Annotated in this window: 26 protein-coding genes; 17 read left to right on the forward strand and 9 right to left on the reverse strand. The window is 42.1% G+C overall.

What is annotated here, in order from left to right; translation table 11 throughout:
* Nucleotides 1-31: 31 nt before the first annotated feature.
* Genes hypB through hypE form a run of 4 tightly spaced genes read left to right on the forward strand, consistent with a single transcriptional unit; the run spans nt 32 to nt 3,493 of the window.
* On the forward strand, nt 32-1,084 hold the full coding sequence (gene hypB / locus ACPEH5_RS10620; RefSeq protein WP_042846118.1) for a hydrogenase nickel incorporation protein HypB: 1,053 nt from the start codon (nt 32-34) through the stop codon (nt 1,082-1,084).
* Nucleotides 1,075-1,371 (forward strand): hydrogenase maturation factor HybG, encoded by a 297-nt coding sequence (gene hybG, locus ACPEH5_RS10625; protein ID WP_042846117.1) that lies wholly within the window; start codon nt 1,075-1,077, stop codon nt 1,369-1,371. Before hypB ends, hybG begins: the two co-directional genes overlap by 10 nt.
* On the forward strand, nt 1,355-2,467 hold the full coding sequence (gene hypD, locus ACPEH5_RS10630) for a hydrogenase formation protein HypD (protein WP_281110770.1): 1,113 nt from the start codon (nt 1,355-1,357) through the stop codon (nt 2,465-2,467). Before hybG ends, hypD begins: the two co-directional genes overlap by 17 nt.
* Nucleotides 2,468-3,493, forward strand: a complete 1,026-nt coding sequence (gene hypE, locus ACPEH5_RS10635; RefSeq protein WP_072065734.1) for a hydrogenase expression/formation protein HypE — start codon at nt 2,468-2,470, stop codon at nt 3,491-3,493.
* A 43-nt stretch (nt 3,494-3,536) separates the two neighbouring features.
* Here hypE and ureG read toward each other — a convergent pair whose 3' ends face one another.
* Genes ureG through ACPEH5_RS10670 form a run of 7 tightly spaced genes read right to left on the reverse strand, consistent with a single transcriptional unit; the run spans nt 3,537 to nt 8,558 of the window.
* Entirely contained in the window at nt 3,537-4,154 is a 618-nt protein-coding gene (gene ureG, locus ACPEH5_RS10640) for an urease accessory protein UreG (RefSeq protein WP_042846115.1), read from the reverse strand.
* 10 nt (nt 4,155-4,164) lie between these two features.
* Nucleotides 4,165-4,830: an urease accessory protein UreF gene (locus ACPEH5_RS10645; protein WP_042846114.1), complete on the reverse strand. Its 666-nt coding sequence runs from the start codon at nt 4,828-4,830 to the stop codon at nt 4,165-4,167.
* A gap of 21 nt (nt 4,831-4,851) precedes the next feature.
* Nucleotides 4,852-5,337 (reverse strand): urease accessory protein UreE, encoded by a 486-nt coding sequence (gene ureE / locus ACPEH5_RS10650; protein WP_042846112.1) that lies wholly within the window; start codon nt 5,335-5,337, stop codon nt 4,852-4,854.
* Between the two features lie 22 nt (nt 5,338-5,359).
* The gene (ureC, locus tag ACPEH5_RS10655) at nt 5,360-7,063 is read right to left on the reverse strand and encodes an urease subunit alpha (protein ID WP_048606220.1); all 1,704 of its coding nucleotides are present in this window, start codon (nt 7,061-7,063) and stop codon (nt 5,360-5,362) included.
* Nucleotides 7,064-7,065: 2 nt separating this feature from the next.
* Entirely contained in the window at nt 7,066-7,389 is a 324-nt protein-coding gene (locus tag ACPEH5_RS10660; RefSeq protein ID WP_042846109.1) for an urease subunit beta, read from the reverse strand.
* A gap of 8 nt (nt 7,390-7,397) precedes the next feature.
* The gene (locus tag ACPEH5_RS10665; RefSeq protein WP_042846107.1) at nt 7,398-7,700 is read right to left on the reverse strand and encodes an urease subunit gamma; all 303 of its coding nucleotides are present in this window, start codon (nt 7,698-7,700) and stop codon (nt 7,398-7,400) included.
* 21 nt (nt 7,701-7,721) lie between these two features.
* Entirely contained in the window at nt 7,722-8,558 is an 837-nt protein-coding gene (locus tag ACPEH5_RS10670) for an urease accessory protein UreD (protein WP_042846104.1), read from the reverse strand.
* A gap of 564 nt (nt 8,559-9,122) precedes the next feature.
* Between ACPEH5_RS10670 and ACPEH5_RS10675 the strand changes: the two genes are divergently transcribed.
* The 6 genes from ACPEH5_RS10675 (at nt 9,123) to ACPEH5_RS10700 (ending at nt 14,974) form a co-directional block, all read left to right on the forward strand.
* Nucleotides 9,123-10,013, forward strand: a complete 891-nt coding sequence (locus ACPEH5_RS10675; RefSeq protein ID WP_042846103.1) for a helix-turn-helix transcriptional regulator — start codon at nt 9,123-9,125, stop codon at nt 10,011-10,013.
* Nucleotides 10,014-10,232: 219 nt separating this feature from the next.
* Nucleotides 10,233-11,810: an ABC transporter substrate-binding protein gene (locus ACPEH5_RS10680; RefSeq protein WP_048606223.1), complete on the forward strand. Its 1,578-nt coding sequence runs from the start codon at nt 10,233-10,235 to the stop codon at nt 11,808-11,810.
* Complete coding sequence (locus ACPEH5_RS10685; protein WP_413242846.1) at nt 11,795-12,778, forward strand: ABC transporter permease; 984 nt, start codon at nt 11,795-11,797, stop codon at nt 12,776-12,778. Before ACPEH5_RS10680 ends, ACPEH5_RS10685 begins: the two co-directional genes overlap by 16 nt.
* Nucleotides 12,775-13,587, forward strand: a complete 813-nt coding sequence (locus ACPEH5_RS10690; RefSeq protein WP_281110771.1) for an ABC transporter permease — start codon at nt 12,775-12,777, stop codon at nt 13,585-13,587. Before ACPEH5_RS10685 ends, ACPEH5_RS10690 begins: the two co-directional genes overlap by 4 nt.
* Nucleotides 13,581-14,357 carry an ATP-binding cassette domain-containing protein gene (locus tag ACPEH5_RS10695; protein WP_042846095.1) on the forward strand — a complete coding sequence of 259 codons (777 nt, stop codon included), beginning with the start codon at nt 13,581-13,583 and terminating at the stop codon, nt 14,355-14,357. The genes ACPEH5_RS10690 and ACPEH5_RS10695 overlap by 7 nt, the downstream gene beginning before the upstream one ends.
* Complete coding sequence (locus ACPEH5_RS10700) at nt 14,354-14,974, forward strand: ATP-binding cassette domain-containing protein (RefSeq protein ID WP_048606227.1); 621 nt, start codon at nt 14,354-14,356, stop codon at nt 14,972-14,974. Before ACPEH5_RS10695 ends, ACPEH5_RS10700 begins: the two co-directional genes overlap by 4 nt.
* Nucleotides 14,975-14,983: 9 nt before the next feature.
* On the opposite strand, the gene ACPEH5_RS10705 is transcribed toward ACPEH5_RS10700, so the two are convergent.
* On the reverse strand, nt 14,984-16,546 hold the full coding sequence (locus ACPEH5_RS10705; RefSeq protein WP_281110772.1) for a S8 family serine peptidase: 1,563 nt from the start codon (nt 16,544-16,546) through the stop codon (nt 14,984-14,986).
* A gap of 239 nt (nt 16,547-16,785) precedes the next feature.
* Between ACPEH5_RS10705 and ACPEH5_RS10710 the strand changes: the two genes are divergently transcribed.
* Nucleotides 16,786-18,846, forward strand: coding sequence for a TonB-dependent receptor family protein (locus tag ACPEH5_RS10710; RefSeq protein ID WP_272692567.1), 2,061 nt, complete (start codon nt 16,786-16,788; stop codon nt 18,844-18,846).
* A 39-nt stretch (nt 18,847-18,885) separates the two neighbouring features.
* Here the strand turns inward: ACPEH5_RS10710 and ACPEH5_RS10715 are convergent, their stop codons facing one another.
* Complete coding sequence (locus ACPEH5_RS10715) at nt 18,886-19,602, reverse strand: Crp/Fnr family transcriptional regulator (protein WP_071548590.1); 717 nt, start codon at nt 19,600-19,602, stop codon at nt 18,886-18,888.
* A 95-nt stretch (nt 19,603-19,697) separates the two neighbouring features.
* Here ACPEH5_RS10715 and ACPEH5_RS10720 point away from each other — a divergent pair, with 95 nt between their 5' ends.
* The 6 genes from ACPEH5_RS10720 to ACPEH5_RS10745 all read left to right on the forward strand — a co-directional run bounded on the left by ACPEH5_RS10720 (nt 19,698) and on the right by ACPEH5_RS10745 (nt 26,147).
* Nucleotides 19,698-20,786, forward strand: coding sequence for an ABC transporter substrate-binding protein (locus ACPEH5_RS10720; protein ID WP_281110774.1), 1,089 nt, complete (start codon nt 19,698-19,700; stop codon nt 20,784-20,786).
* The gene (locus ACPEH5_RS10725; RefSeq protein ID WP_166685108.1) at nt 20,779-21,798 is read left to right on the forward strand and encodes a FecCD family ABC transporter permease; all 1,020 of its coding nucleotides are present in this window, start codon (nt 20,779-20,781) and stop codon (nt 21,796-21,798) included. Before ACPEH5_RS10720 ends, ACPEH5_RS10725 begins: the two co-directional genes overlap by 8 nt.
* Entirely contained in the window at nt 21,795-22,535 is a 741-nt protein-coding gene (locus ACPEH5_RS10730; protein ID WP_042846084.1) for an ABC transporter ATP-binding protein, read from the forward strand. Before ACPEH5_RS10725 ends, ACPEH5_RS10730 begins: the two co-directional genes overlap by 4 nt.
* A gap of 47 nt (nt 22,536-22,582) precedes the next feature.
* Complete coding sequence (locus tag ACPEH5_RS10735; protein ID WP_042846082.1) at nt 22,583-22,933, forward strand: cupin domain-containing protein; 351 nt, start codon at nt 22,583-22,585, stop codon at nt 22,931-22,933.
* A gap of 13 nt (nt 22,934-22,946) precedes the next feature.
* Nucleotides 22,947-23,717, forward strand: a complete 771-nt coding sequence (locus ACPEH5_RS10740) for a class I SAM-dependent methyltransferase (RefSeq protein ID WP_129466405.1) — start codon at nt 22,947-22,949, stop codon at nt 23,715-23,717.
* A 228-nt stretch (nt 23,718-23,945) separates the two neighbouring features.
* Nucleotides 23,946-26,147 carry a TonB-dependent siderophore receptor gene (locus ACPEH5_RS10745; protein ID WP_131680199.1) on the forward strand — a complete coding sequence of 734 codons (2,202 nt, stop codon included), beginning with the start codon at nt 23,946-23,948 and terminating at the stop codon, nt 26,145-26,147.
* Nucleotides 26,148-26,214: the final 67 nt, after the last annotated feature.

Here is a 26,214-nt window from a genome sequence, read left to right on the forward strand (position 1 = left end):
TTTAACAATCTCATTGTTGGGAGTGAAACTTATGTGTAGTACTTGTGGGTGTGCTTCAGGGGAGCGCAAGATCGAGGGCGATGACCCTCATCACGACCATAATCATCACCATGACCACCCTCATGATCATCATCACGACAATGATCACCATCATGGACACGATCATCATGATCATGGGCTTTCGCACCAAGACGATAACCAAGGGCAAACGGTTATTATCCATCATCATTATTATCATCAAGGTGATGTGCATAATCACTATCACCAATATGAACCGGCTCCCGTCGAGGCGAAATCAAAAAAACATAAACATAAGCATAAGCACAAACATGTTTATCAAACTCTAGAATCAAGCTTTAAACCTGCGGGGGAGCATCACGATCTGGATTATGGCCACGGGGAGGCAGGGACTCATGCACCGGGGATTAGTCAAAAACGCATGCTGCAAATCGAAATGGATGTATTAGATAAAAACAATCATCTTGCAGAGCATAACCGTGATGGGTTTAACCAAAAAAATATTTTAGCGTTAAATTTAGTTTCCAGCCCCGGTTCGGGTAAAACAACGTTATTAACTGAAACCCTATTAAAAATGCGGGGCAAAGTAAATTGCGCAGTCATCGAGGGGGATCAGCAAACCACCAATGATGCGCAGCGTATCCGTGAAACGGGAGTACCTGCTATTCAAGTGAATACAGGTAAAGGTTGCCATTTAGATGCACAAATGGTGCATGATGCGGCCGCACGTTTAGGTCTAGAAGATAATAGTTTGTTATTTATTGAAAATGTGGGGAATTTAGTATGCCCTGCAAGTTTTGATTTAGGGGAACGTCATAAAGTCGCAGTGCTTTCGGTAACGGAAGGGGAAGATAAACCCTTAAAATACCCACATATGTTTGCGGCTGCAGACATTATGTTACTGAATAAAATCGACTTACTGCCTTATTTACATTTTGATGTGGACGCTTGTATTGCCAATGCCAAACAAGTGAATCCAAACATCCAAGTGATCCAAGTCTCTGCGACGCAAGGAGATGGTATGGACGCATGGCTAGCGTGGCTGGAGACTCAGTTATGTGCTTAGGCATTCCGGGAAAAATTGTCGCAGTGGGTGAAGATATTCACCAATTGGCGCAAGTGGATGTGTGTGGTGTAAAGCGGGACGTTAATATTGGTTTAATTTGTGAAGGGGAAACTTCAGATTTATTAGGCCAATGGGTATTAGTACACGTCGGCTTTGCCATGAGTATCATTAATGAAGAAGAAGCACAATCGACGTTAGATGCCTTAACGGCAATGAGCCAATTAGATCATGAAGTGAGCGATTTTAGTGGGTTAACAGTAGGAGACTCTGATGCAGTACGTCGATGAGTTTCGAGACCCAACGTTAGCGCAGGCATTATTAAGCCATATCCGTAAACGAGTGAGTGACATTCCACAAGCGAAGTTCCGCCCATTACAACTCATGGAAGTGTGCGGCGGCCATACCCATGCTATTTTCAAATTTGGTATTGACCAACTTTTACCTGATGAAATTGAATTTGTGCATGGGCCGGGCTGCCCTGTCTGCGTATTACCGATGGGGCGTATCGATGGCTGCATTGAAATTGCGGAGCGCCCAGAAGTGATTTTTTGTACTTATGGGGATGCCATGCGAGTGCCTGGTCAAAAAGGCTCATTATTAGATGCCAAAAGACGTGGGGCTGATGTACGTATTGTTTATTCTCCTCTTGATGCGCTAGCGTTAGCTGAGCAGCAGCCTGAACGCCAAGTGGTTTTCTTTGGCTTAGGCTTTGAAACCACCATGCCGAGTACGGCGATCACCTTGCAGCAAGCAAAACGCCGTCAGCTCAATAATTTTACGGTATTTTGCCAACATATTACTATTATCCCAACGCTTAAAAGCCTGTTAGAACAACCTGATGTACGTATTGATGGCTTTTTAGCACCGGGGCATGTCAGCATGGTGATTGGCTCTCAGCCTTATCAATTTATTACGGATGACTTTCATAAACCGCTGGTGGTAACGGGATTTGAACCACTTGATATTCTGCAATCCATAGCGATGCTTGTTGACCAACTTGCAGATGGCCGCTGTGAAGTAGAAAACCAATATAAGCGTATTGTATCTGATCATGGCAATATGTTGGCATTAAAAGCATTGGGTGATGTTTTTGAATTAAAAACAACGAGCGAATGGCGTGGACTTGGGGAGATTGCGGGTTCAGGTATTCAGCTCTCGAAAGCTTATCAAAGTTTTGATGCAGAATTACGTTTCCAAATACAGCCTCATCAAGTGGCTGATGACCCGCAAGCTCGTTGTGGTGATGTCTTAACGGGGCGTTGTAAACCGAATGAATGTGCTCTATTTGGCAAACGTTGCACGCCTCAAACAGCATTTGGTGCATTAATGGTTTCTTCAGAAGGCGCTTGTGCGGCTTATTATCAATATCGTCGGGAGGCATAAATGAGTCGTGATGCTAACAATGTGGTGACGATGGCACATGGGAGTGGCGGGCAGGCTATGCAGCAACTGATAGAACAGTTGTTTTTGCAGGCATTTGCCAATCAAGCACTTAATGAAAGGGAGGACCAAGCGCGGTTATCATTGGCGGAGTTAACGGCTTTAGGTGACCGTTTAGCTTTTAGTACTGACAGCTATGTGATTGATCCTATTTTTTTCCCTGGTGGCAATATTGGTAAGCTTGCCGTGTGTGGTACGGTTAATGACGTAGCGGTGAGTGGCGCTATTCCTAAATATCTTTCTTGCGGTTTTATATTGGAAGAAGGTTTCCTTCTATCTGAATTACAAACTATTGTTGAATCCATGGCAGCAACAGCTGCCGCCGCAGGCGTTGAGATTGTGACCGGAGATACTAAAGTGGTGCAGCGTGGAGCTGCCGATAAAGTCTTTATTAACACTGCTGGTATTGGGGTGATCCCAAGTGAGATCCGTTGGGGGGCCCAGCAAATTCAAGCGGGTGACAAGGTAATAGTGAGTGGCACTTTGGGCGATCACGGCGCAACCATCTTAAACTTACGAGAACAGCTTGGTTTGGAAGCTGAGCTAAATAGTGATTGCGCGGTATTAACGCCATTGATTGAACCACTGCGCAATATTGAGGGGGTCCGTGCATTACGGGATGCCACCCGTGGCGGGGTTACTGCTATTTTGCATGAATTTTCACAGGCCAGTGGGTGTGGAATAGCGGTGAATGAAGGGGATTTACCCGTTTCTTCTGCTGTTAGAGGGGTTTGTGAACTATTAGGTTTAGAGCCACTTAACTTCGCTAATGAAGGTAAATTGGTGATTGTGGTTAAACCTGACGCAGAAAGCGCAGTACTCGGTGCGTTGCGCAGCCATCCATTAGGTGAAAATGCTGCTACCATTGGTTGTGTCACAGAGCAAAAACAAGTGAAATTAGTCGGGGTTTTTGGTGCCTCAAGGCTGTTAGATTTACCACACAGTGAGCCATTACCACGTATTTGTTAATCAGATGCCCTATAGGCAAAAAACTATAGGGCAAACTAACAGACTAACGCCTTAGCATACCTTTATCGATAATAAACTCGATAATGGTCTCTAAGCCTACTTTTTTCTTCAAGTTGGTGAAAACATAAGGTTTGATTGGGCGCATTCTTGCGGTATCTGCTTCCATAACCTCTAATGATGCCCCAACATACGGAGCGAGGTCTATTTTATTGATCACCAATAAATCAGAATGGGTAATACCCGGGCCGCCCTTACGTGGGATTTTTTCCCCTTCAGCGACATCAATAACATAGATCGTTAAATCGGCGAGCTCTGGGCTAAAAGTTGCACTTAGATTGTCGCCACCGCTTTCCACAAATACGACATCGAGGTTTTTGTGGCGCATTGCCAGTTCCTCAACTGCCGCAAGGTTCATGGAGGCATCTTCACGAATGGCAGTGTGAGGGCAACCGCCTGTTTCTACGCCGATAATGCGGTCAGCGTCTAAGGCTTCGGCACGCGTGAGTATTTTTGCATCTTCTTGGGTATAAATATCATTGGTGACGACCGCAATTTGGTAGGTATCGCGCATCGCTTTACATAAAACTTCGAGTAATGCCGTTTTTCCTGAGCCTACTGGCCCACCGACACCAATTCGTAGGGGTTGGTTATATTCTTGCATTGTATATTTCTCATGAACGAAAAAGTCGTGTGTATTGGGTTTCATGCCGACTACTGGCAATAATTTGGGCAGGGGTAAAACTGCCGATATCTTCTAAAGGCCAAGTGGCTGATTGCGCGACAATGGTTGGGATGCGTTCTGTCAGGGTAAATAGGATGTTCTGTCCAGCACTTTGCCCAAGAGGGATTAGCTTAACACCAGACATGACGGTGTTTTCCAGCCAACCCCATGCATAGGCACTGCACAGCTTTTCAATATCAATATTCCAACTGACTGCCGCAAGAGCAAACGCCATTAACTGTGTTTGCTTAACGCAGGTCTGTGTGGTTGTATCAAGCTCAATCCCTAGCTGAGGTAGCAAGCGGGCGAAAGCAATACCTCGCTGGCGCTCCTCTAAGCGTAGCTCCTTCGTTTCACGGCTGGCGATCATAAAATCACACCAATAGGTGACTTTTTCTATATCGGAACATAGCAAATGTGTATGAATTTGCCGCAAAACAGGAAGTTCTAATGTCGCAATTGCGTGGGTCATTTGTGCTGTTAACCAGCTTGCAAGAGTATCCGGCGTGGTGACCCAGCCGTTTTCAATCGCCCATTCCAAGCCTTGGGAATAAGTGAATGACCCAACAGGTAAAGAGGGACTGACAAGTTGATATAAGCGCAAATCTGCTAACATGGATAAACTTCTCCAGTGTTATTAATGGTGGTGATGTTCATCGTGGTCATGTTGATGGTGATGATGATGCCCACCGGATGACCCACCATAAGCCCCCGGCTCAGGTTGGTATTTTTCCAGCCCCACACTGACCGTTGCACCTAATCCACGGGCCATATCATCTAACACATGGTCGTGAAAATAACGGCACCAACCCGCTTCAATTTGCAGAGGAACGTGGCGGTTGCCTAAGTGATAGCAAACACGCGCCAACAGCAGTGGGTCATCACTGTAAACCGTCGAAACTTGCTCTTTTGCGGCTTCGATAGTGACGAATTCCCCAGTTTCCGTGGCTAATACATCACCTTCCTTAAGTATTGTTCCACGGGGAAGGAATAACCCCGCTTCTTGTCCATCACTTAAGGTGACTTTTAAACGGCTCTTAGTGCGCTCATCCATGGTTAAACACAATGATAAATGCATATCAGGTGCCTCATGGTTATCTATAACTTTAATAAATTTTTTCATGCACTGGCTCTTCAATTAGGGATCAGAATAAAAAGTAACGTTGTGCCATGGGGAGTTCAGTGGCTGGCTCACAAACCAATGGAATACCATCAGCTTTGACAATGTAAGTTTGTGGGTCGAGCTCAATATGAGGCACATAGTTATTGTGGATCATGGATGCTTTGGTGATGTTACGGCAGCCCTCAACTCGGCCAATTTGACTTTGTAAGCCTAGTTTCTCAGGCACGCCTGCATCGATACCGGCTTTCGACATAAAAATCATCGAAGTGTGGTATTTGGCTTTACCTAATGCGCCAAACATTGGGCGGTAATGGACAGGTTGAGGCGTTGGAATAGCCGCATTAATATCCCCCATAGGGGCATAAGCCACCATGCCACCCTTCATAATCAAGGCCGGTTTAATGGCAAAAAAGGCAGGGTCCCACAACACGATATCCGCGAGTTTACCTTTTTCAATCGACCCGACTTCATGGGCAATGCCATGGGCGATAGCGGGGTTAATTGTGTATTTAGCGACATAGCGTTTAATTCGGTTATTGTCACTTTCCGGTGTATCCCCTTCTAGGGTGCCACGCTGCAATTTCATTTTATGAGCGCATTGCCAAGTGCGAATGATAACCTCGCCAACACGCCCCATTGCTTGCGAATCAGAGGACATGACAGAAATTGCTCCCATGTCATGCAAAATATCTTCTGCTGCAATGGTTTCACGCCGAATTCGCGACTCGGCAAAAGCGACATCTTCAGGAATAGAAGGGTCGAGATGATGGCAAACCATCAACATATCCAAATGTTCGTCCACCGTGTTGATGGTATACGGCATAGTTGGGTTGGTTGAAGCGGGGAGAATATTGGGCTCACCTACAGATTTGATCACATCAGGGGCATGACCACCCCCAGCACCTTCAGTATGGAATACGTGGATCACTCGTCCAGCAATGGCTTTGACGGTTTCCTCATAAAACCCACCTTCATTTAAGGTATCTGAGTGGATAGCGACTTGCACATCCATTTCATCTGCGACATTTAGGCAGTTATCAATTGCCATTGGGGTTGCGCCCCAGTCCTCATGGATTTTAAGGCCAATTGCACCTGCTTCGATTTGTTCGCGGATAGCTTCAGGTTTGCTTACGCAGCCTTTACCAAACAGGCCCACATTGATGGGTAACTCGTCTACTGCTTCTAACATGCGGTACATGTTCCAGATACCGGGCGTTACTGTCGTCGCATTGGTACCAGCTACAGGGCCCGTTCCACCGCCTATAAATGTAGTAACTCCAGATACCAAACCTTCTTCTGCTTGCTGTGGGCAAATGAAGTGAATATGGGTATCGACACCGCCTGCGGTAATAATTTTACCTTCACCGGCAACCACTTCTGTTCCCGGGCCAATAACAATATCTACGTTGGGTTGAACGTCAGGGTTACCTGCTTTACCAATACCGGCAATACGGCCATTTTTAATACCGATATCTGCTTTGACGATCCCCCAATGGTCTAAAATAATGGCGTTGGTGATTAGGACATCAACACATTGGTCACTCGTGACTTGGCTTTGCCCCATGCCGTCACGGATGACTTTACCACCGCCAAATTTAACTTCCTCACCGTAAGTGGTGAAATCTTTTTCGATCTCTAAAAATAACTCGGTATCTGCTAAGCGTAAGCGGTCACCTGTTGTTGGACCAAACATATCAGCGTAAGCTTGCCGTGAGATAGTTTTCATTATTAATTCTCACTCTTTAACTTGCCCATGACTTTGCCATGGAAGCCATAAATTTCTCTTTTGCCACTAAATGCGACTAACTCAACCGTACGGCTTTGGCCTGGTTCAAAACGAACGGCCATACCCGCAGGGATATTTAAACGAAAGCCTAACGTCGCTTCCCGCTCAAATTTAAGGGCGTCGTTCACTTCATAAAAATGGTAATGAGAGCCAATCTGAATAGGGCGATCACCATGGTTAGCGACTTGGACGGTTTGGGTTTCTCGACCTGCATTGAGTACGATGTCACCTAAAGCTGAGTTAACTTTAATTTCACCGGGGATCATATTGCTACCTATACAATTGGATCATGAATGGAAACAAGTTTAGTGCCGTCAGGGAATGTGCATTCCACTTGGACGTCTTTGATCATTTCGGGGACACCTTCCATGACTTGATCGGCGGTTAAGATGGTACGGCCTTCACTCATTAATTGTGCGACGGTTTTACCATCGCGAGCGCCTTCCATAATCTCACAACTGATCAACGCAACCGCTTCTGGATAGTTGAGTTTTAATCCACGATCTAAGCGCTTTTGCGCAACAAGCCCGGCGGTAAAAAGCAATAATTTATCTTTCTCTCTTGGTGTTAGTTCCATTTTTGCTCCTAAAAATAACGTTTAAGTTGCCCAAATTCGTGGTGGTTCAGGGCAATAACCTAGCCAGTGCTGCCTTGTTGCTTGCCAAATTTGCACAAAGCAAGCCATCATAGGTTCAGTTTGAGAACCTAATAACCGCAATACTAAAATGCCATCAACATCCGTTAAGCCATATTCGATAGGTTTATTCTTTGAAACGAAAAGCGGGTTTAAACTTTGATGAATAACTTCTTTCAATTCATCCGTTGCGGGGTATATATATAATGAACCGAGCATTGGATATTCATGCATTATCGCTAATTGGTTTTGTAGGCCATTGATCCATAAGGATTCAGTTAGCGTTAGTTTGTTATCAATATAGAAATTTAGTCGCCCTCTGATATCGCCATCTTCAAACCACTCATTTAATACTGGTCGCCCTAGGCATTGCATTTCCCAACCAATAAACCTTGCCTGTAAACCAAGGTGAATATGGGTTTCTAGCCGAGCTTGGGCTTTCGGGAAAAAAATATTTTCCTGCGGTAACCATTCAAGAAAACCATCGTTGGCGACAGTTAGCGTCTGTACTTGACGCGCAACGCCACCAGCACTACGGTAAAATTTTGTCGCTCCAGGTGTTGTAAGTAGTGCATGAGCATTGGGTTGAACATCAATATTGATAAGTAGTTTATCCCCCCCGACGACACCTCCTGGGGGATGAAGTAAATACGTGTGTGCAATCCCTTGCTCGGGATAGAATGGCCGCTGTACCATTAAAGGGCCGATATGTTGTTTATCCGTTAAACGGGTTATTCCACGTTTTAATTCATATCGTAAAAAAATTTCAGCTAACCAGCCTGATCCTGAAAAATCAGACATACTTTCTCCTGCAAATCAGCCAACTAAAAATACGCGAACATGTTTAGCTATACCCCTAATCTCAAGGATTGGTGTATATGAAGTATATACTCGTGATACTGCAAGCCTGAGCGTCGTTAACGAGGTACTTTTGCCCTTGTCACACACTTAAGTATGCGACGAAAAGCCTGTTCGCTTGTCATCTGGCTACAACTTGGATCATTAAGAATATAAGCTAATGCAAGTAGGGTAGGGTGTGAATAAACGACAGAAAAGTGATTCTTTAAACCGGCGTAGATTCATCTGCCGCGCGATTTTACACCTTATATTGAAAATTACCTTTCAATTAAATAGCAATTTATTTAGAAAAAGTAACAAGCATAAAAATAACAGTAAAAAATGAACGTATATCTATATTGCGATTTTTCAGCAACAGGACTATATTCTGAGCCGCAAGCAGGTAGGGTATGTGTACAATCAATTTATGGCGTTTTACTGTTCATCAAAAATGTTATGTTCTGACTTATTCAATCGCCCCTTTTTCTAGGGATATTTTTCACATGTTGACTGCAGTGTATTGAGATTATGGAATACAAATATTTTCTTTCAGAGAGCCAAATGGTGCTAAAAGCGTTTTATATTGAAAGCGCGATGATTGCCATGCTGTGTGGCGCGAAAGGGAATGTGGTGATCAATGGGCAATCTATTGATATTTCATCGGATATCACATTAATTATGCCTAAATACAGCCAAGTTTCTTGTAATATTGTTTGTAACACTGTGAATCAACCGATTGAAATCCATACTCTATCGATGACAGAGTTTGAGTTACAAGCCGTTTTTTTATTACTGATCACCTTGATGAAGTCTAGTGCACCTTTGACGAGCCATCAGCCAATTTACCATGTTTCACCCCCTGAAACTGTCAGAGATAACTTTAGTTTATTAAAACAATGCTTACCATTGAAAAAACAAAGTGAATCTCAAGAAGCGCTGTTGATGAAGCAAAGCCTATATTTTATTTTAATGGCGATATATCAAGAGGGTGTTGATATCCTTACTATTTTTCGTTTCAATTATGATGAACCGAAAAACCAAGCAATTACCCATTTGATCACCCAAGAACCCCAGAAGAAATGGAGTTTGGATGATGTTGCAAAGGCGTTATTTACAACCCCTTCAACTTTACGCCGTCATTTAAACCGTGAAGGTGTGTCATTTCGCCAATTATTATTAGATGTTCGAATGGGGATGGCTCTTAATTATTTAACGTTTTCGAATTACTCTGTATATCAAATTAGCCATCGTTGCGGGTTTGGTAGTAATGCCTATTTTTGTGATGTATTTAAGAGAAAATATAATATGACGCCTTCTCAATTTCGTTTGCAATCAAGGCAATCTAATGACCCAGCTTTTATTACTACCTTATTGTCGAGTTCAAATCCTATTGAATTTGATAAAGAAATTGAAGAATAGCCATTACCGAATTTATTCGGCATAGCCAAGGTGTGTTACCGTTTTAATAAGTTTTTCATTAAATTCGAAGTTCTCTTGATATAGAACGTAGAAAATAATGGCTTTAAATTTAATATGACTCACTACACACAGTGAATATCTCACCAATAGCAATAATTAATGAAATAAAGCTCATTAATTGTATGAAATAAAAAATAAAACCAGTCTATAGAGGGATGTATGATTAAAAATATCATTGCAGCAATGTGCCTTATGGGGCTAAGCCTGCAAGTCCAAGCCGCAGAACCTATTCACTCGCAAACCTTACGTTTAGCAATCGGTGCTGAACCCACAGAAGGTTTTGACCCAATGTTGGGGTGGAGTCACGGTAGCTACCTCTTACTGCATAGTCCGTTATTAAAACAAAAAGCAGACCTTTCATGGCATAGCTATATGCTTGAAAGCTATCAACATAATGCTGATGGTAAACAATGGACGCTAAAACTAAAAAAAGATTTAAAATTTTCTGATGGCTCACCGTTAACAGCTAAAGATGTGGTATTTACCTATAATAATGCGGCGGCAAGTGGGGGTAAGGTGGATATGGGGAATTTTGCTCAAGCAGAAGAAATTGACCCATTAACCGTCAAAATTACCTTATCTTCTCCCCAAAGCACTTTTATTAACGTCCTCGGTTCATTAGGGATTGTTTGTGCCGATAAATATGATGCTAAAACCTATGCTCATAACCCAATTGGGGCAGGTCCTTATCGCTTGGTTGCGTTCCAACCGGGTCAGCAGTTGATTGTTGAACGAAACCCATACTATGCGGGGCCAAAAAATGATTTTGGCAAAATGGTATTTGTGTTCCTTGATGAAGATGCTGCGTTTGCTGCTGCACAAAGTAATCAATTAGACATTGTCCGTATTCCTGCTGCGGTTGCTACGAATGCGAATAACGTTAAAAACATGAAACTGATTGAGCGCTATAGTGTGGAAAATAGGGGGATTTCCTTCCCAATTCCACCAGCAGGTGAAAAAGATGCCCAAGGTAACCCTATAGGTAACGATATTACGTCAGATATCGCAATTCGTAGGGCTATAAACTATGCCCTTGATCGTAAATTATTAGCAGAGTCTGTACTTGAAGGGTTTGCTGTGCCGGCTTATACCGGTGTTGCGGGTTTACCTTGGAATAACCCAGACTCAGCATTTAAAGACGGTGATTTAGCAAAGGCTAAGTCGATTCTAGAAGCCGCAGGTTGGTCACTAAATAAAGATGGCTTAAGAGAAAAAGACGGTAAGGTTGCGAAATTGACTTTATGGTATGCCAGTGGCGATACCACACGCCGTGATTTAGCGCAGGCTATTCGTTCAAGTTTGAAACCACTCGGTATTGAAATGGATTTAAAATCAGGTAGCTGGGAAACTGTTGAACGTTATATGCACGCTAACCCGACTTTATTTGGGTGGGGGAGTTTAGACCCTATGGAATTGGTGCATAATTACAGCAGTAAAGCGGCGGGTGTTGGGTTTTATAACCCAGGTTATTATAAAAACAGCGCAGTTGATGAGCTGATTGAAGACGCGCTTCGTCAACCTGACCAAACAGCCGCTATCCCTCTTTGGCAAAAAGTTGACTGGAATGGCACGACAGGCGTGGGGGTTAAAGGGGACGCAGCTTGGGCTTGGTTAATGAATCTACAACATATTTACTTGCTGAATAATTGTGTGGATTTAGGCGCGAGTGCACCCGAAATTCACGGTTCTTGGTCAGTATTAAATAACGTTGATGAATGGGCATGGACTTGCCAGTAATGCGAACCACATTTGGGCTTTTATTGCGGTTTATTTGTTTGTTAACCGTCACTGCAGCGGGGATTTTTATCCTACTGAGTTACTCGCCTATTGACCCAATAAAAGCCTATATTGGCAATGATTTGATGCATGTCCCCCCTGAACAATATGCGTTAATTGCAGCTCGTTGGGGGCTAGACCAACCATTATGGCTGCAATTTTGGCGCTGGTTTTCGCAAATGTTACAAGGAGATATGGGGTATTCCATGCTTTATAATACCCCTGTTGTCCAAGTGATATCAGACCGCCTTGTGCCTTCCCTTGCCCTTCTAATTTGTGCTTGGCTTTTTTCTGGGGTTGTGGGTTTTGCTTTAGGGGTTATTGCAGGGCGTTATTTAAACCGTTGGCCTGATAAGCTGATTTCAACCTTATGTTACTTGCTTGCGTCACTACCTGTTTTTTGGGTTGGTCTTTTATTACTTTCTTTATTTGCGGTTTCACTACAATGGGCGCCAATTTGTTGTGCATGGCCGATAGGGTTGGATGAACAAACCGCCACTTTTACACAGAAGCTTCATCACCTAGTTTTACCTGTTATTGCTTTGGGTATGCTAGGCATTGGTAACATAGCTCTACATACGCGTGCGAAAGTTGTTGAAGTATTGAATAGTGAGTTTATTCATTATGCACAGGCACAGGGTGATAAAGGTTGGTCAATGATCGGCTTTCATGTGTTAAAACATGCGATTACCCCAGCAATTTGTTTACAGTTCGCTTCCGTAGGGGAGTTACTTAGCGGAGCACTATTAGCAGAAAAAGTCTTTGCTTATCCAGGGCTTGGTCAGGCAACCATCGACGCTGGGTTACGGGGGGATATCCCCTTGCTGATGGGGATAGTTATGTTATGTGCAGCACTGATTTTCTTTAGTAACACGATTGCTGATGTACTGCTAAAAAAGGTGAATAAGGGAGTGATGAGAACCTCATGACATATAACCCAAATCGTGCTTTGTTTAAGTTGGTCATTTCTTTGCTTTTATTGTCTATTTTGGCTATTTACGCTTTTGGGTTTTCCATCAATGATGTTGAAATGAGCTTACTCGATAGGCGGCAAGCACCTTCTTGGCAACATGTCTTTGGAACGGATAATTTAGGGCGTGATTTATTCGAGAGAACTTTTCAAGGTGTTGCTACAAGCTTGCAAATTGGTTTGATTGCCGCTTTTTCAAGTGGGTTAATTGCTGTGGTGATGGCAGGTTTATCCTCTTTAAATAAAACAATGGATTACGCTGTCCGAGGCATAATTGATGCCTTACTTGCTTTGCCTCATTTACTCCTATTGGTATTAATTTGTTTTACATTAGGTGGCGGTAAAATGGGGGTGATTTGGGCGGTGGCTCTGACACATTGGCCAAAACTGACGCTAATTTTACGTGCTGAATTGCAGCGTGTAAGCCAATCAGACTACATTATGCTCTCTCAACGTATTGGTAACAGCGCTATTTACCGCTGGCGTTATCACTATTTACCTATGATTTTACCTCAGTGGATAGTTGGGACTCTACTGATGTTTCCTCATGCGGTGTTGCACAGTGCGGCATTGAGCTTTTTAGGGTTTGGTTTATCCCCCCACGAGCCTTCTCTTGGCATTTTACTTTCTGATGCACTGCGTTATTTGAGCACTGGAGCATGGTGGTTGGTGGTATTCCCTGGTGTTGCTTTAATGGGGTTGGTACTGTTATTTGACCAGTTCGCTAAAGCCGTGCAGCAGTTATGGTTAAAGTGGGTTGCATGTTGAGTTTAGACAATTTAACGATTGATGTGGCTCAATTCCGTTGGTTAGGGCGTAAGCGCTGGTCACCTTTATTAAAAGGCATTTCATTAGATATTCAACCGGGTGAAATGGTGGCACTGGTTGGTGGGAGTGGGGAAGGGAAAAGCCTGTTATTGCAAAGTGTTTTAGGGTTACTCCCTGAAAATATGCGTTGTCGTGGCGATATTAATCTTAATGGCAAACGGCTAACAGAAAAAAATAAGCCACAACATCGTGGGAGTTCCTTATGTTATATACCTCAGGGGGTGAGTGCCCTTAACCCGTTGATCAGAATTGGCCCTCAGTTAGAGCGTGCAGCTATACTCAGTGGGCAGCATATTAAAATGCATGATGTGGCTCGCCATCTACAGAAATATAACTTACAAAGCTCGTTAGTCGGCCATTATCCAAGCCAATTATCAGGTGGAATGGCAAAGCGAGTGTTAGCGAGCAGCGCCACGCTATCTTGTGCGGAATATATTTTAGCTGATGAAATTTCATCGTGGCTGGATGATGAACATGCTGTTCAACTTCTTGAAAATATACAAACGCTTTGTCACGATGGGCGAGGTGTTTTATGGGTCACTCATGATCTCTCCATGGCAGTACGTTTTGCAGACCGCATTGCACTATTGCGCAATGGGGAGATGGAAGAAGTATTGAGTAGCCAAAAATTAAAGCAAGGTGGTGGTGGCAAGTGGTTGCAATCACTATGGAATGCACTACCTGAACACCAATTTATGGCAATGAAATGAGTGTAATTGAAAGCGTTTTAGATGTTAAAAACTTATGTATTGAGCAAGGTAACCAAGTATTATGGGATAACTTTAGCTTTTCACTTGGCCATCATGAACGCCTTGGGATTTCAGCGCCAAGTGGTTTTGGAAAAACGACATTAGGGCGGGTATTAGCGAAGTGGCAAAAGCCAACCCAAGGGCATATTCTATTTGAAGGCAAGCCATTAAATAACCAGGGGTATTGCCCAATCCAGCTAGTCCCTCAACACCCTGAAAAAAGTTTTAATCCTTACCGTACTGTCGGTGCCAGTTTATATGATGCATGGCGACCAGAAGCTGATTGGTTGGCACAATTTTCAATAAAGCCCGAATGGCTAGACAGGCGGCCAAACGAGCTTTCTGGTGGGGAGCTTGCTCGGATTGCACTATTACGTGCTTTAGACCCTCGAACTAAAATTTTAATCGCAGATGAAATAACGGCTCAATTAGATGCCAATTTACAAAAACAGATTTGGCAGCGTTTAATCACATTATCGCAAGAGCGCCCATTAGCTATGATTATTTTTAGCCATAACAGAGCACTATTAGAGAAAGTTTGCTGCCGTGTTATCACATTAGGTCAATTATCAAAATGATGGGTTAATTTAATTGGCCCCAGTGATTTGGCTAAGCTTATCAATTTCTGCTAATAAATCATCTACATTAGGGCGATAACCGATCCCATAATCAACCCCCTCGGTATATGTCGACTTTTTGATAATTTCTCGCATTCCCCACGCAGATAAAACGATTTCATTTTGTTTGGCGTAGTCTTGGATTAATGCAAGGGCGCCAGAACACAAAGGTGTTGCACTTGAGGTCCCTGAGTAATCTTTTGAATAATTACGATTATTACCGGGTAATTTCTGCAATGAGCTATACCCCGTGGTGGTGACACTCCAGTCTCCCCATGAATTTATCAATGAGGTTTTTTGGTTGTAGTTTGAGAAATAAGCGCGTGTCCCCGAAAGATGATTACAAGCGCCCACTAACATGCTGCCGCTATCCCCATAGTCAGCCATCACGCCCGGTAAATTTAAGTCTAAACCACCGTTACCAGCAGCAAGGATTACAACTGCTCCTTTATCAACCATGATTTTAATGCGTTCCCACCAACTTCGAATGGCTGTTGCCGGAAGCAATTTCTCATTAATTTTAAATTGTATATCTAGGCTAACAATGTCTCCGGGGGCGACGTGTTTAGTTAATATATCGAGGTCTCCAGTATCGTAAAAGTAGTATTGGCAATCATAGGCGATCCCCGTCACACCGAATGCATTATTGGTGGCGACAATACAACCTGTTGATGCAGTTCCATGGTTGCAGTCTTCAGTTTCAGGGCGGCTATAGACTACTGTTATTTTTGAATCTTTTAGATCTTCATGGTTTTTATATACGCCAAAATCTAAATGTCGAACTACCGCTTTTGAACCATTGACATGTTTATTCCATGCGTTGCGAATATTCATGCCTTTTGGGGCATCTAAATAAGTTTGTAAGTGATTAAAATTTGGTGTTATGTCATCAACATTATCTACCTGCTCGGTATTTTCTGGGGGATTCTGATTAAATGGTAACTGCGGAGGTGTATATAACGCCGTATTTGGGGTAACACAACAATATTCAACATATTCAAAAGTTTCAATTAGATTAGCAAGTTGTAATAGGCTCTCAAAATCAGTTTCCTTGTCATAAGTTACATAATCATATTGGCTGATGGGCTGGCTATTAGTTGAATTAACTGGGGCAATATTAATAGGTATTAAGTCTATTAACAATTTAGTTTCAAGTAAAGTATACTTGCCTTTTAGTACTTTGATATCTAACTTATAATTATTTACCCCCGCTACTTTTTGATTAATTGTTTTTGTCTTTACTGGGTTGTTATATTCCTTAACTTGAGTTTGAATATTGTTTATATTGAAAGTGATCGCTTTTGAATTAAGTTTTTGCTTACTTTCACTTAGCGTTTCATATGTAACCTCAGCATGGTAATCTCCTGATTTATCTATGTTAAATAGGTGGTGATTTTCTTTGGTAATTATAGAGTCTATTTTATTATTATTTAAAAATAAACCAACCTCAACATTAGTTTCTTCTGCATTGTTAAAATTAACTAAAATCCCACTTAAATTAAAGTCTATATATTTATAAATTTTTATACTCATCGTATCTCTTTATATTAATAGTTATTGGTTGTTCATTGAATTGGTATTCTATTTAAGGTTTGTTTTTTACTTGTTGCAATATTAATAATTTACTAGTTATTAATGAAAAAAAATTCACAATATTAATTATGCTTTATTTATTTTTATTTTTGACAAATGTCATAGGGATATCTTCCTCCTTCAATTATTTTATCTTTACAAATGAAAATGATAACCATTACTATTTATGGGGTAAATATATGCCTTATCCATTAAAACAGCATAAATTAACGTACTATATTGCTTTAACCTTCAGTATCAGCACGTTAGCGACTACTAAAGTGGTGGCTGCTCAGCAACCGACAAAACCAGAGGTAATAATTGTCAATTCTTCTACGCAGCACAGCCGCTTAACCCCAAGCGAACAGCAAGAGAAAGAGAAACTTGAAAAAGTTGCTGGGGGAACAAACCTCGTGATGATAGAGAAAGACTCCCGCCTTGCCACATTACAGGATGCGCTTGATTACCAGCCAGGGTTAGTTATTCAAAATTTTTTCGGTGGGATTGATCAGCCAAGACTAAATATCCGGGGGTCTGGGGTACAGAGTGCTCCTCTTGCTCGCGGTGTTTTATTATTACAAGACGGCTTACCAGCAACTGATGCAGATGGTAGTTTCCATATTAGTACACTAGAAATGCGGGATGCACGCATGGTCAGTGTACGTCGAGGAGCAAATAGCCTTAACCCTCAAAGTAATAGCCTTGGGGGGGAACTAGATGTTCTGTCTTATACCGGAAGAAATGAACAAGGTCGTTTACGCTATGAGTACGGCTCTCATGGGCGTGAAGCGCTACAAACGGCTTTTGGTGGTGTATCTGATAATGGGTTATTTGATGGGCGTGTTAATTTTACCTATGACCATTTTGATGGTTATCGTAAACATTCCTCCTCTCAACGAAAAACATTACGTAGTAATTTTGGCTATATTACTGATAATTTTGAGAATAGAACGTGGTTAAATTGGACGGACTTACGTTTTGATGTTGCTGGGCCTGTTTCTGAAGAAGTACTAAACGATAACCCTACCGAGGTCTACCCGATGGTATGGCTACGTGATCCGCATCGTAATGTTGAACAATTTCGGGTTGCTAACCGTTCCGATTGGCAGGTAGGTAACCAAGCCATAGGGGCAGGGCTATGGCATATTCGTACTCATGATAACTTCACTACGCCTGCATATTACCGTTTTAGCCGTAGTCACAGTGAAGGTTTACAGCTAACGTATAATATTGAAACTGAGCCTGTTACCTATCGCACGGCATTAGCGTGGGATCAAATGACGCTGCAAACAGAACTGATGCAAAATCGAAAAGGTACGCCAGCGGATAAGAAAAAAATAGGTAAATATGACGGACGTGCGCAAAATATCTATGGCAGTGTTGGTGTCGATATCCATATTACACCAGCCGTGACAGTGAATTTAGATATGAAAGGGACACATGCACGTCGTGATGTTGAAAAGCGGCAAAGCCATCTTTCACTTGATCAAAACTGGACATTTTGGACACCAAAGGCCGGTATTGTTTGGCGTCCAACGGAAAGTCAGCGCTATTTTGCGAATATTAGTGCTAGCGAAGAGCCTGCGACGTTCTGGGAGATTATCAACTCGGGTAATGGAAAGCTAACCAAACTTTCGCCACAAAAAGCGGTTACTTATGAGATTGGTGGTGAGGGCGATATAACAGAAGCCTTGAAGTGGAACCTTGCGCTATATCGTAGCCAAATTAAGGATGAATATATAACAACCTATGACAGTGCAGGGACGGTTGTGGGGGTATTCAACTATGCAGCTAAAACACGTCATCAAGGTTTAGAAGCCGGCTTGGCTGGGCGCATTGGAGCAGGCCCTGGCGATTTTAATTACCGGGTTTCTTGGACTTACAATGATTTTCGTTTTATGGGGGGAGAATATAATGGCAATTATATCGCAGGTATTCCCCGTAATATCATTGCTGCCGAGGTTTTGTATGAGATAGGCGATTGGAGCGTAGGCCCGAATATCCATTGGGCGCCTACGGATATGGCAGTTGATCATCAAAACAATCTTGATATTCAAAAACGCAAGCACTATGCGATATTGGGGCTCAAAGGGAGCTATAAACCAACCGAACAATGGTCCCTTTACTTATCAATGGATAATTTGACGGATGAACGCTATGCAACAACATCAGTTGCTAACCAAACGGTAACAGCGAGAGACAGCACATTATTCCCCGGAATGGGCTTTAATGTGAATGGTGGAGTGACCTTTAATTTCTGATAATTAATAAACGCATTAGCGCAAGTTAATGCGTTTTCCTTAAAATGGGCGCTGCGCAGAAATAGATAACTGTGTCAGGTAATTTTCGTTATAAATGTGCACCGTATCTTTTTCGATACCAATAAACCCTTTTTGACGCCAGCCAGAGACTAAACGGCTCAGTGTTTCATAACGTATTCCTAATTTTGCTGCTAATTGCCCTCGAGATAATGGCAGAACAATATTTAGGCTTAATTGTTTGTGTTTTAAATCAATAAGATAAGCAGCAAGCCTTTGCTCTGCTGAGCTGGAAGTCAGCCAATCAATATGATTGATATTTTCATAAAGCTTACTGCTAAAACGCATGAGTAACTTTTCCATGATGTGTGGGCATGCATGGCAAAGGCGCAGAATATCACGTTTATCTAGTAATAAAGCTTCCCCATCAGTTTTGGCTCGTAAGCTCATAGGGTAACGGTTGTGAGGCATAAACACGGCAGCAATTGCGACGATTTCCCCGACATCAAACAAACCAAAAACTTTCTCTTCGCCTAAATAGGTGTGCCGATATACCTCTATTTGGCCACTGATCATCAAAGGGCAATGTTTGAATGGTTCCCCTTCGTGGTTAATTATTTCACTACTTTTAAACCGTATATAGCCACAATTTTCCAGCAATAAAGATAATTTTTCATCTTCAACTGATTGAAATAAAGAACATATTTTTAGCGAGTCTAAAGATTGTGTATGGGGGAAAATATTTTTGACAAATGTCATAGGTCTTCCTCTTTTGCCGCCTTAGAATAGTCAGATTATAAATGATAATCATACACATTATCAATTAAGATATTGGCGGGGAATTGAATAACCTTATGATAAATAATGCTTTTAGAATAGTGACAGTCTTCGTAACTTTTTGGGGGATGCTAAGCCCAGCCACTTCCCAATCAATTGATTTTATCGATATGTCAGGTGATAAAGTTCATTTATCTGCCCCTGCAAAACGTATTGTGGTGATCCCGATCCCTGCCGCTTCGATGCTAGTGGGGATGGACGAAAGTAGTGAGAAGCTGGTGGGGATGCACCCGTTTGCGAAGGTCGCCGCACGAGAGGGCATGCTCGGTCAAATGTTTTCACCGGTCTTACAGGTGAACTCTAATGTGGTGGGGAATAGTTTTACACCAAATATTGAGGCATTGTTGAATGTTGAACCAGATTTAGTATGGCAATGGGGGCATCGAGGGGATGACATTATTTCACCAATGCGAAATGCAGGGTTGACGGTTGCTACACTTGATTATGGGCAAGAAAGTTATACCCAAGAATGGGTCCGCCTAATGGGGCAAACGTTAGGCCATAATGAAAAAGCGCAAAAGATGATCGAGTGGCGCCAACTCGTCATCGCATTGCTTTCCTCAACCACCGCCAAAATTCCAGAATCCGAACAGCCTCGCGTTTTATATCTATCTCATTTTAAGCAGAGTATTCAAACCTTTGGCTCAACTTCACATAATAATGCAGATTTTGCTTTAGCAGGTGGTGTGAGTTTAAACCGCGACCTCACTGGGCCAAGAACCTTAAATATAGAGCAAATCTTAGTTTGGAACCCAGATATCATTTTATTGGGCAATTTTGAAGAGGGTTTATCCCCTGAGGATGTGTATCAAAATCCGATGCTAAGCGAAGTGACTGCGGTGAAAAACCAACGAGTCTATAAATTACCGATTGGTGGGTTCATTTGGGATGCGCCTAACCAAGAAACGCCTTTGTATTGGCAGTGGCTAGCAATGATCTTCCATCCAGAAACCGTAAAAGTACCAATACGAGAGGAAATTCGTCAACGTTATCAGCAACTTTACGGTTATAACGTTTCAGAGCAACAAATCGATGGTATTTTGCAAATGGGAATGAACAAAAAAAGCCTGCACTACCTTTCTTTGATGGGGAAACCTGATGCGTAATTCGCAAATTCTGTGGGGTGGCTTAGTTATTTGTTTATTACTCACTTTTTTATTGGCGCTGAGTTGTGGGCGTTATCCTGTTTCGTTTTCTGCTGTTTTTCATATTTTTTATGACACCATTTTAGGCAATGACACTGGTTTAGCATACAGTCGCACGGAACAGAATGTGGTATTAAATGTCCGTTTACCTCGGGTTTTGATTGCGGGGGTCGCAGGAGCAGGTCTTGCTGTGGCAGGGGCTGCGCTACAAGGTATTTTCCGCAACCCATTAGTTGGCCCGCAAATTATCGGGGTGTCATCGGGTGCGGCGTTAGGTGGTGCCTTAGCTATCTTGCTGTTTTCTTCATTATTTATAACTATTTCCTTTGCTTTTGTGGGGGGGTTATTGGCGATTGTATTGGTTTTCTTGTTAGGGTTGAATCGCCAAGGTAGCCAGTTATTAATGTTGATTTTAGCTGGTGTGATTATTAACGCTTTTTTTGCTGCTTTGATCTCATTAATTACGTATTTTGCCGACCCAAATAATACCTTACAAACAATTGTTTTTTGGCTAATGGGCAGCTTTGCTAGCGCGTCCTATTTAAAACTATCCATCATCTTTCCAGTAGTTCTAGTTGCTGTTCTGGTCATTTTTGCTCTTCGTTTTCGCATCAATGTGTTGTCTCTTGGTGAGGAAAATGCACAGGCTTTGGGGATGAAAATTAACCGTACACGCTGGGCGGTTTTACTTTGTGTAGCCTTGATCACCAGTGCAACCGTTGCGGTATCTGGAACGATTGGTTGGGTAGGCCTAATTGTTCCACATATTGCTCGGATTGTGGTGGGGCATGATCATCGTATCTTACTTCCGGCGAGTGCAGTGATTGGTGGGGTATATATGGTTGGTGTTGATACCTTCGCTCGAAGTATTACCAATGCGGAGATCCCGCTCAGTGTGATCACTGCATTAATTGGAGCCCCTATTTTTGCCTTACTTATTCACACGCTAAATAAAAGGGTGGCTGACTTATGATCGATGTTGAACAGCTCAATTTCACGATAGGTCAACGCCAACTATTTACTGATTTAAGCTTTAAACAGCCAAAAGGCAGTATTGGTGCAATTTTGGGGCCAAATGGCCGCGGGAAAACCACGTTATTGAGGTTATTACTCAGTTTACAACAAGGTGCGACAGGGAAAGTACGGATAAATGCTCCTGTTGCTTATGTGCCACAACTTAGTAGTTCATTGTTTCATTATTCAGTGCGGACTATGGTGAGTCTTGGGCGCATTCGCCACTTACCTTGGTATTCCTCACCCAGCAAAAAAGACCATCAGATAGTTGAGCAATGTTTAACCTATTTAGAATTGAATCACTTTGCTGATCAACCGTTTAACCGCCTTAGTGGGGGCGAGAAACAAATGGTGATGATTGCTAGAGCGTTAGCTAGTGAGCCAGAAATTCTCATTCTTGATGAGCCTACATCGGCTTTAGACCTAGCAAATCAAGACAATGTGCTTAGCGTATTGCGTGATTTAGCCGCGCACCGAGGAATGACCATCTTATTTACCAGCCATTACCCTCAGCATGCCCTGCATATTGCCGACCATTCCTTACTACTGTTTAACAATGGCAGTTTTTTATTTGGCGGTTCTCAAACCATTCTAACGGAAGAAAACCTCGCAAAGCTTTACCAATTACCGGTGGCTATAACGGCTATTAATGACCAAGGTCGACAGACACATGGGGTCATTCCGTTATTTAGGTGATTATTTTCGAAGATAAATAAAATTATTAAATTGAGGAATATAAAACAATGAGTGATAACACAATAACTCCATCAGAAGCGCTTACCATCAGCACATTAATTAATTATACAGAACAGGGGATTGCCAGTCGTGTTCTGGCTAAAAATACTGGGGGCAATATGACCTTGTTTGCTTTTGATAAAGGCCAAGCACTTTCAGAACATAGCGCTCCCTTTGATGCTATCGTCATGGTTGTGGAAGGAAGTTTATTATTAACCATAGAAGGGAAGCCTGTCACCGCAAAGCCGGGGGAAATTGTCAGAATGCCAGCAAATATTCCCCATGCAGTTGATGCACCTGAGCCTGCAAAAATGTTGCTGGTAATGCTACGCGAACCTAATACTGATTGTACACATTAACTTAGAGGCGATTATGGATAAATCATTTACAGCTCATGAGGCTGGACATAAATTTTTAGCTCGCCTAGGGAAAAAACGCTTGCGGCCCGGCGGGAAAATAGCAACTGAATGGCTACTTAGTCAGTCTGGCTTACATGCAGAAAGCCACGTCCTTGAAATTGCCTGTAATATGGGGACAACTGCTATTGAAATTGCTTCACAATTTCGTTGCCACATCACTGGTATTGATATGGACAAACAAGCTTTGGCACAAGCTAAAAAAAATGTTGCGGATCATGGTTTAACTGATTTGATTACCATTCAAATGGCAGATGCCTCAAAATTACCATTTGCAGATAACAGCTTCGATGTGGTGATTAATGAGGCAATGCTAACGATGTATGGTGATAAAGCAAAAACAAAGCTATTACAAGAATACTATCGTGTATTAAAGCCGGGGGGCCGTTTATTAACCCATGATATTGCTTTGAAAGATGAACAGGATGTCCAGCAAGTAGCAGCTCAAATGCAGCAAGTTATTCATGTTAAAGCGCAACCTTTGCCACAAACTCAGTGGGTTAACTTATTCAAACAAACAGGCTTTCAAAATGTGATGTCGATAACGGGGCCAATGACATTATTGTCTCCGAAGGGGCTAATCTATGATGAAGGGCTATTAGGGGCGATGAAAATTATTAGAAATGCGTTAAAAAAAGAAAACCGCCCACAATTTTTGCAGATGTTCCGCCATTTTCGTCGAAACCGTGGAAAGTTAAACTACGTTGCCGTGGTTAGCATGAAATAATTAAAAGGAGCCGTTAAGCGCAAGGATGCGTGATTAACCCCTTCCGTCATCATTCTCTCTCTTATTAAGTATTGGTAATGATAATAATACTTATATCCATCTTTATTATCAGTTATAATTGATGATAGTTTTTATACAAAATAATAAGCAATGATTTAATCATGCTTTGTGAATTGTTTGTAAATTGATCATGCTGACTTTTATGACCACATTTAAAGGCCTAATTTAATGAAAATAAAACACTTTTTCATTCTTTCACCATGTTTACTTCCTTTCGTTTCTCCCTCAGTATTCGCCGCCGATAAAAAAGAAGAACAAATTACGGTATCTGCAACTCGTGGTTATAAGGCTGTTTCTGAAATGGCACAAACCACTTGGGTGATTGATAATGCTGAAATTGAGCAACAAGCGGAGGGCGGGAAGGAGTTAAAAGATATTTTAGCTCAGTTAATCCCTGGGATGAGTGTTAGTGGCCAAGGTCGTACGAATTATGGTATGAACATGCGTGGTCGTTCGATGATTGTCATGGTAGATGGCGTGCGTTTAAACTCTTCTCGTAGTGATAGCCGCCAACTAGACTCTATCGACCCTTTTAATATCAATCATATTGAAGTGATCTCTGGCGCTACCGCGATGTACGGCGGTGGTAGCAGCGGTGGTTTGATTAATATTGTCACGAAAAAAGGCCAAGAAGAAAAACAAGTTTCTCTTCAGTTAGGTGGAAAAACAGGCTTTAACAATGGCAAAGATCATGATGAAAATGTTGCAGCGGCTGTCAGCGGTGGTAATGAAAACGCTCATGGACGTGTTGCTGTAGCTTATCAACGTTATGGTGGTTGGTATGATGGAAAAGGGAATGCGATCAATATCGATAATACGCAAACAGGTCTGCAATTTTCTGACCGTCTAGATATCATGGCATCAGGTACGATTAATGTGGATGAAAAACAGCAGATTCAAGCTGTATATCAACATTATAAAAGTGAGTCGGATGGTAAACATGGCCTATATTTAGGGAAAGATTTTTCTGCGGTAAAAGGGCAAAGTGATGCCTACAATAGCGGTAAATTAAATTCTGACCGTTTACCGGGTACTGAGCGTAACTTACTTAATTTGCAATATTCAAATGCAGATGTATTCGGGCAAGATTTTGTAGCGCAAGTTTATTATCGTGATGAATCACAAAAGTTTTATCCATTCCCAACCCTCAAAGGGAAAGAGGTGACAAGCATTAGTTCATCCGACCAGCAAACCAATTTCTATGGAACTAAGCTGACATTTAATAGCCAACCAATGGATGAGCTAACGTTAACTTATGGTGTGGATGCAGAACATGAGCAATTCCGTGCCAATCAAATGTTCTTTGATTTAGACAAAGCCAAAGAATCGGGGGGAATGGATTTAACCAAAGCTTTCCAAATTGGCCGATATCCGAGTTATACCACCACGAACATGGCGACATTTTTACAAAGCAGCTATGACATTTCGCCAATGTTTACATTAAGCGGTGGCGTGCGTTACCAATATACTGAAAATAAAGTGGATGATTTTATTGGTTATTCACAGCAAGAAGCTATTGCGAATGGTAACGGTAAATCCGCAGATACAGTTCCGGGCGGGAAAACGGATTATAACAACTTACTGTTTAATGCGGGGGTTTTAGTTAACCTAACGGAAGAGCAGCAAACATGGTTTAACTTCTCACAAGGTTTTGAAATTCCTGATATTGCTAAATATTATGGTACAGGTACCTATTCATCAACTCCAGATGCAAATGGCCATTGGAATTTAAAGAATAGTGTGAATATTAATGATACCAAAGTTAAAGGTATCAAGGTTAACTCCTTTGAGTTAGGTTGGCGCTATACCGGTGAAAACTTACGCACGCAAATAGCCACCTATTATTCCCTATCTGATAGAAGCTATGGTATCAATAAAGATGATATGACCATCTATATGAAGACCGATAAACGTCGTATTTATGGGGTAGAAGGTGCCGTTGATTACTTCTTTGATGATTCAGACTGGAGTGTAGGAAGTAACTTCAATCTACAAAAATCAGAATCGAAAGTTAATGGTAGTTGGGAAAAATGGAGTGTTGATTTTGCTAGCCCATCTAAGGTTAACGCTTACGTTGGCTGGGAGCCAAATGACTGGGCATTACGTTTACAAAGCCAGCAGACATTTAACTTAACGGATGCAGCAGGCAAAAAATTAGATGGTTATAATACCGTTGATTTATTAGGAAGTTATATGTTGCCAGTCGGTAAGGTCAGCTTTGCTGTAGAGAACTTACTCGACAAAAATTACTCTACAATTTGGGGGCAGCGTGCTCAAGGATTGTATAGCCCTAAATACGGAGCTCCGAACCTTTATGATTATAAAGGTCGCGGTAGAACCTTTGCGCTTAATTATAGCGTGACATTTTAAATGATTGACATAAAGCCACTTTAGAGTGGCTTTATGCTTATAGAATGATGCAGATTTAAGGTAAAGA

Origin of the sequence: Providencia sp. NPDC089933 (assembly GCF_049545585.1) — a bacterium.
Classification (GTDB): domain Bacteria; phylum Pseudomonadota; class Gammaproteobacteria; order Enterobacterales; family Enterobacteriaceae; genus Providencia; species Providencia huashanensis.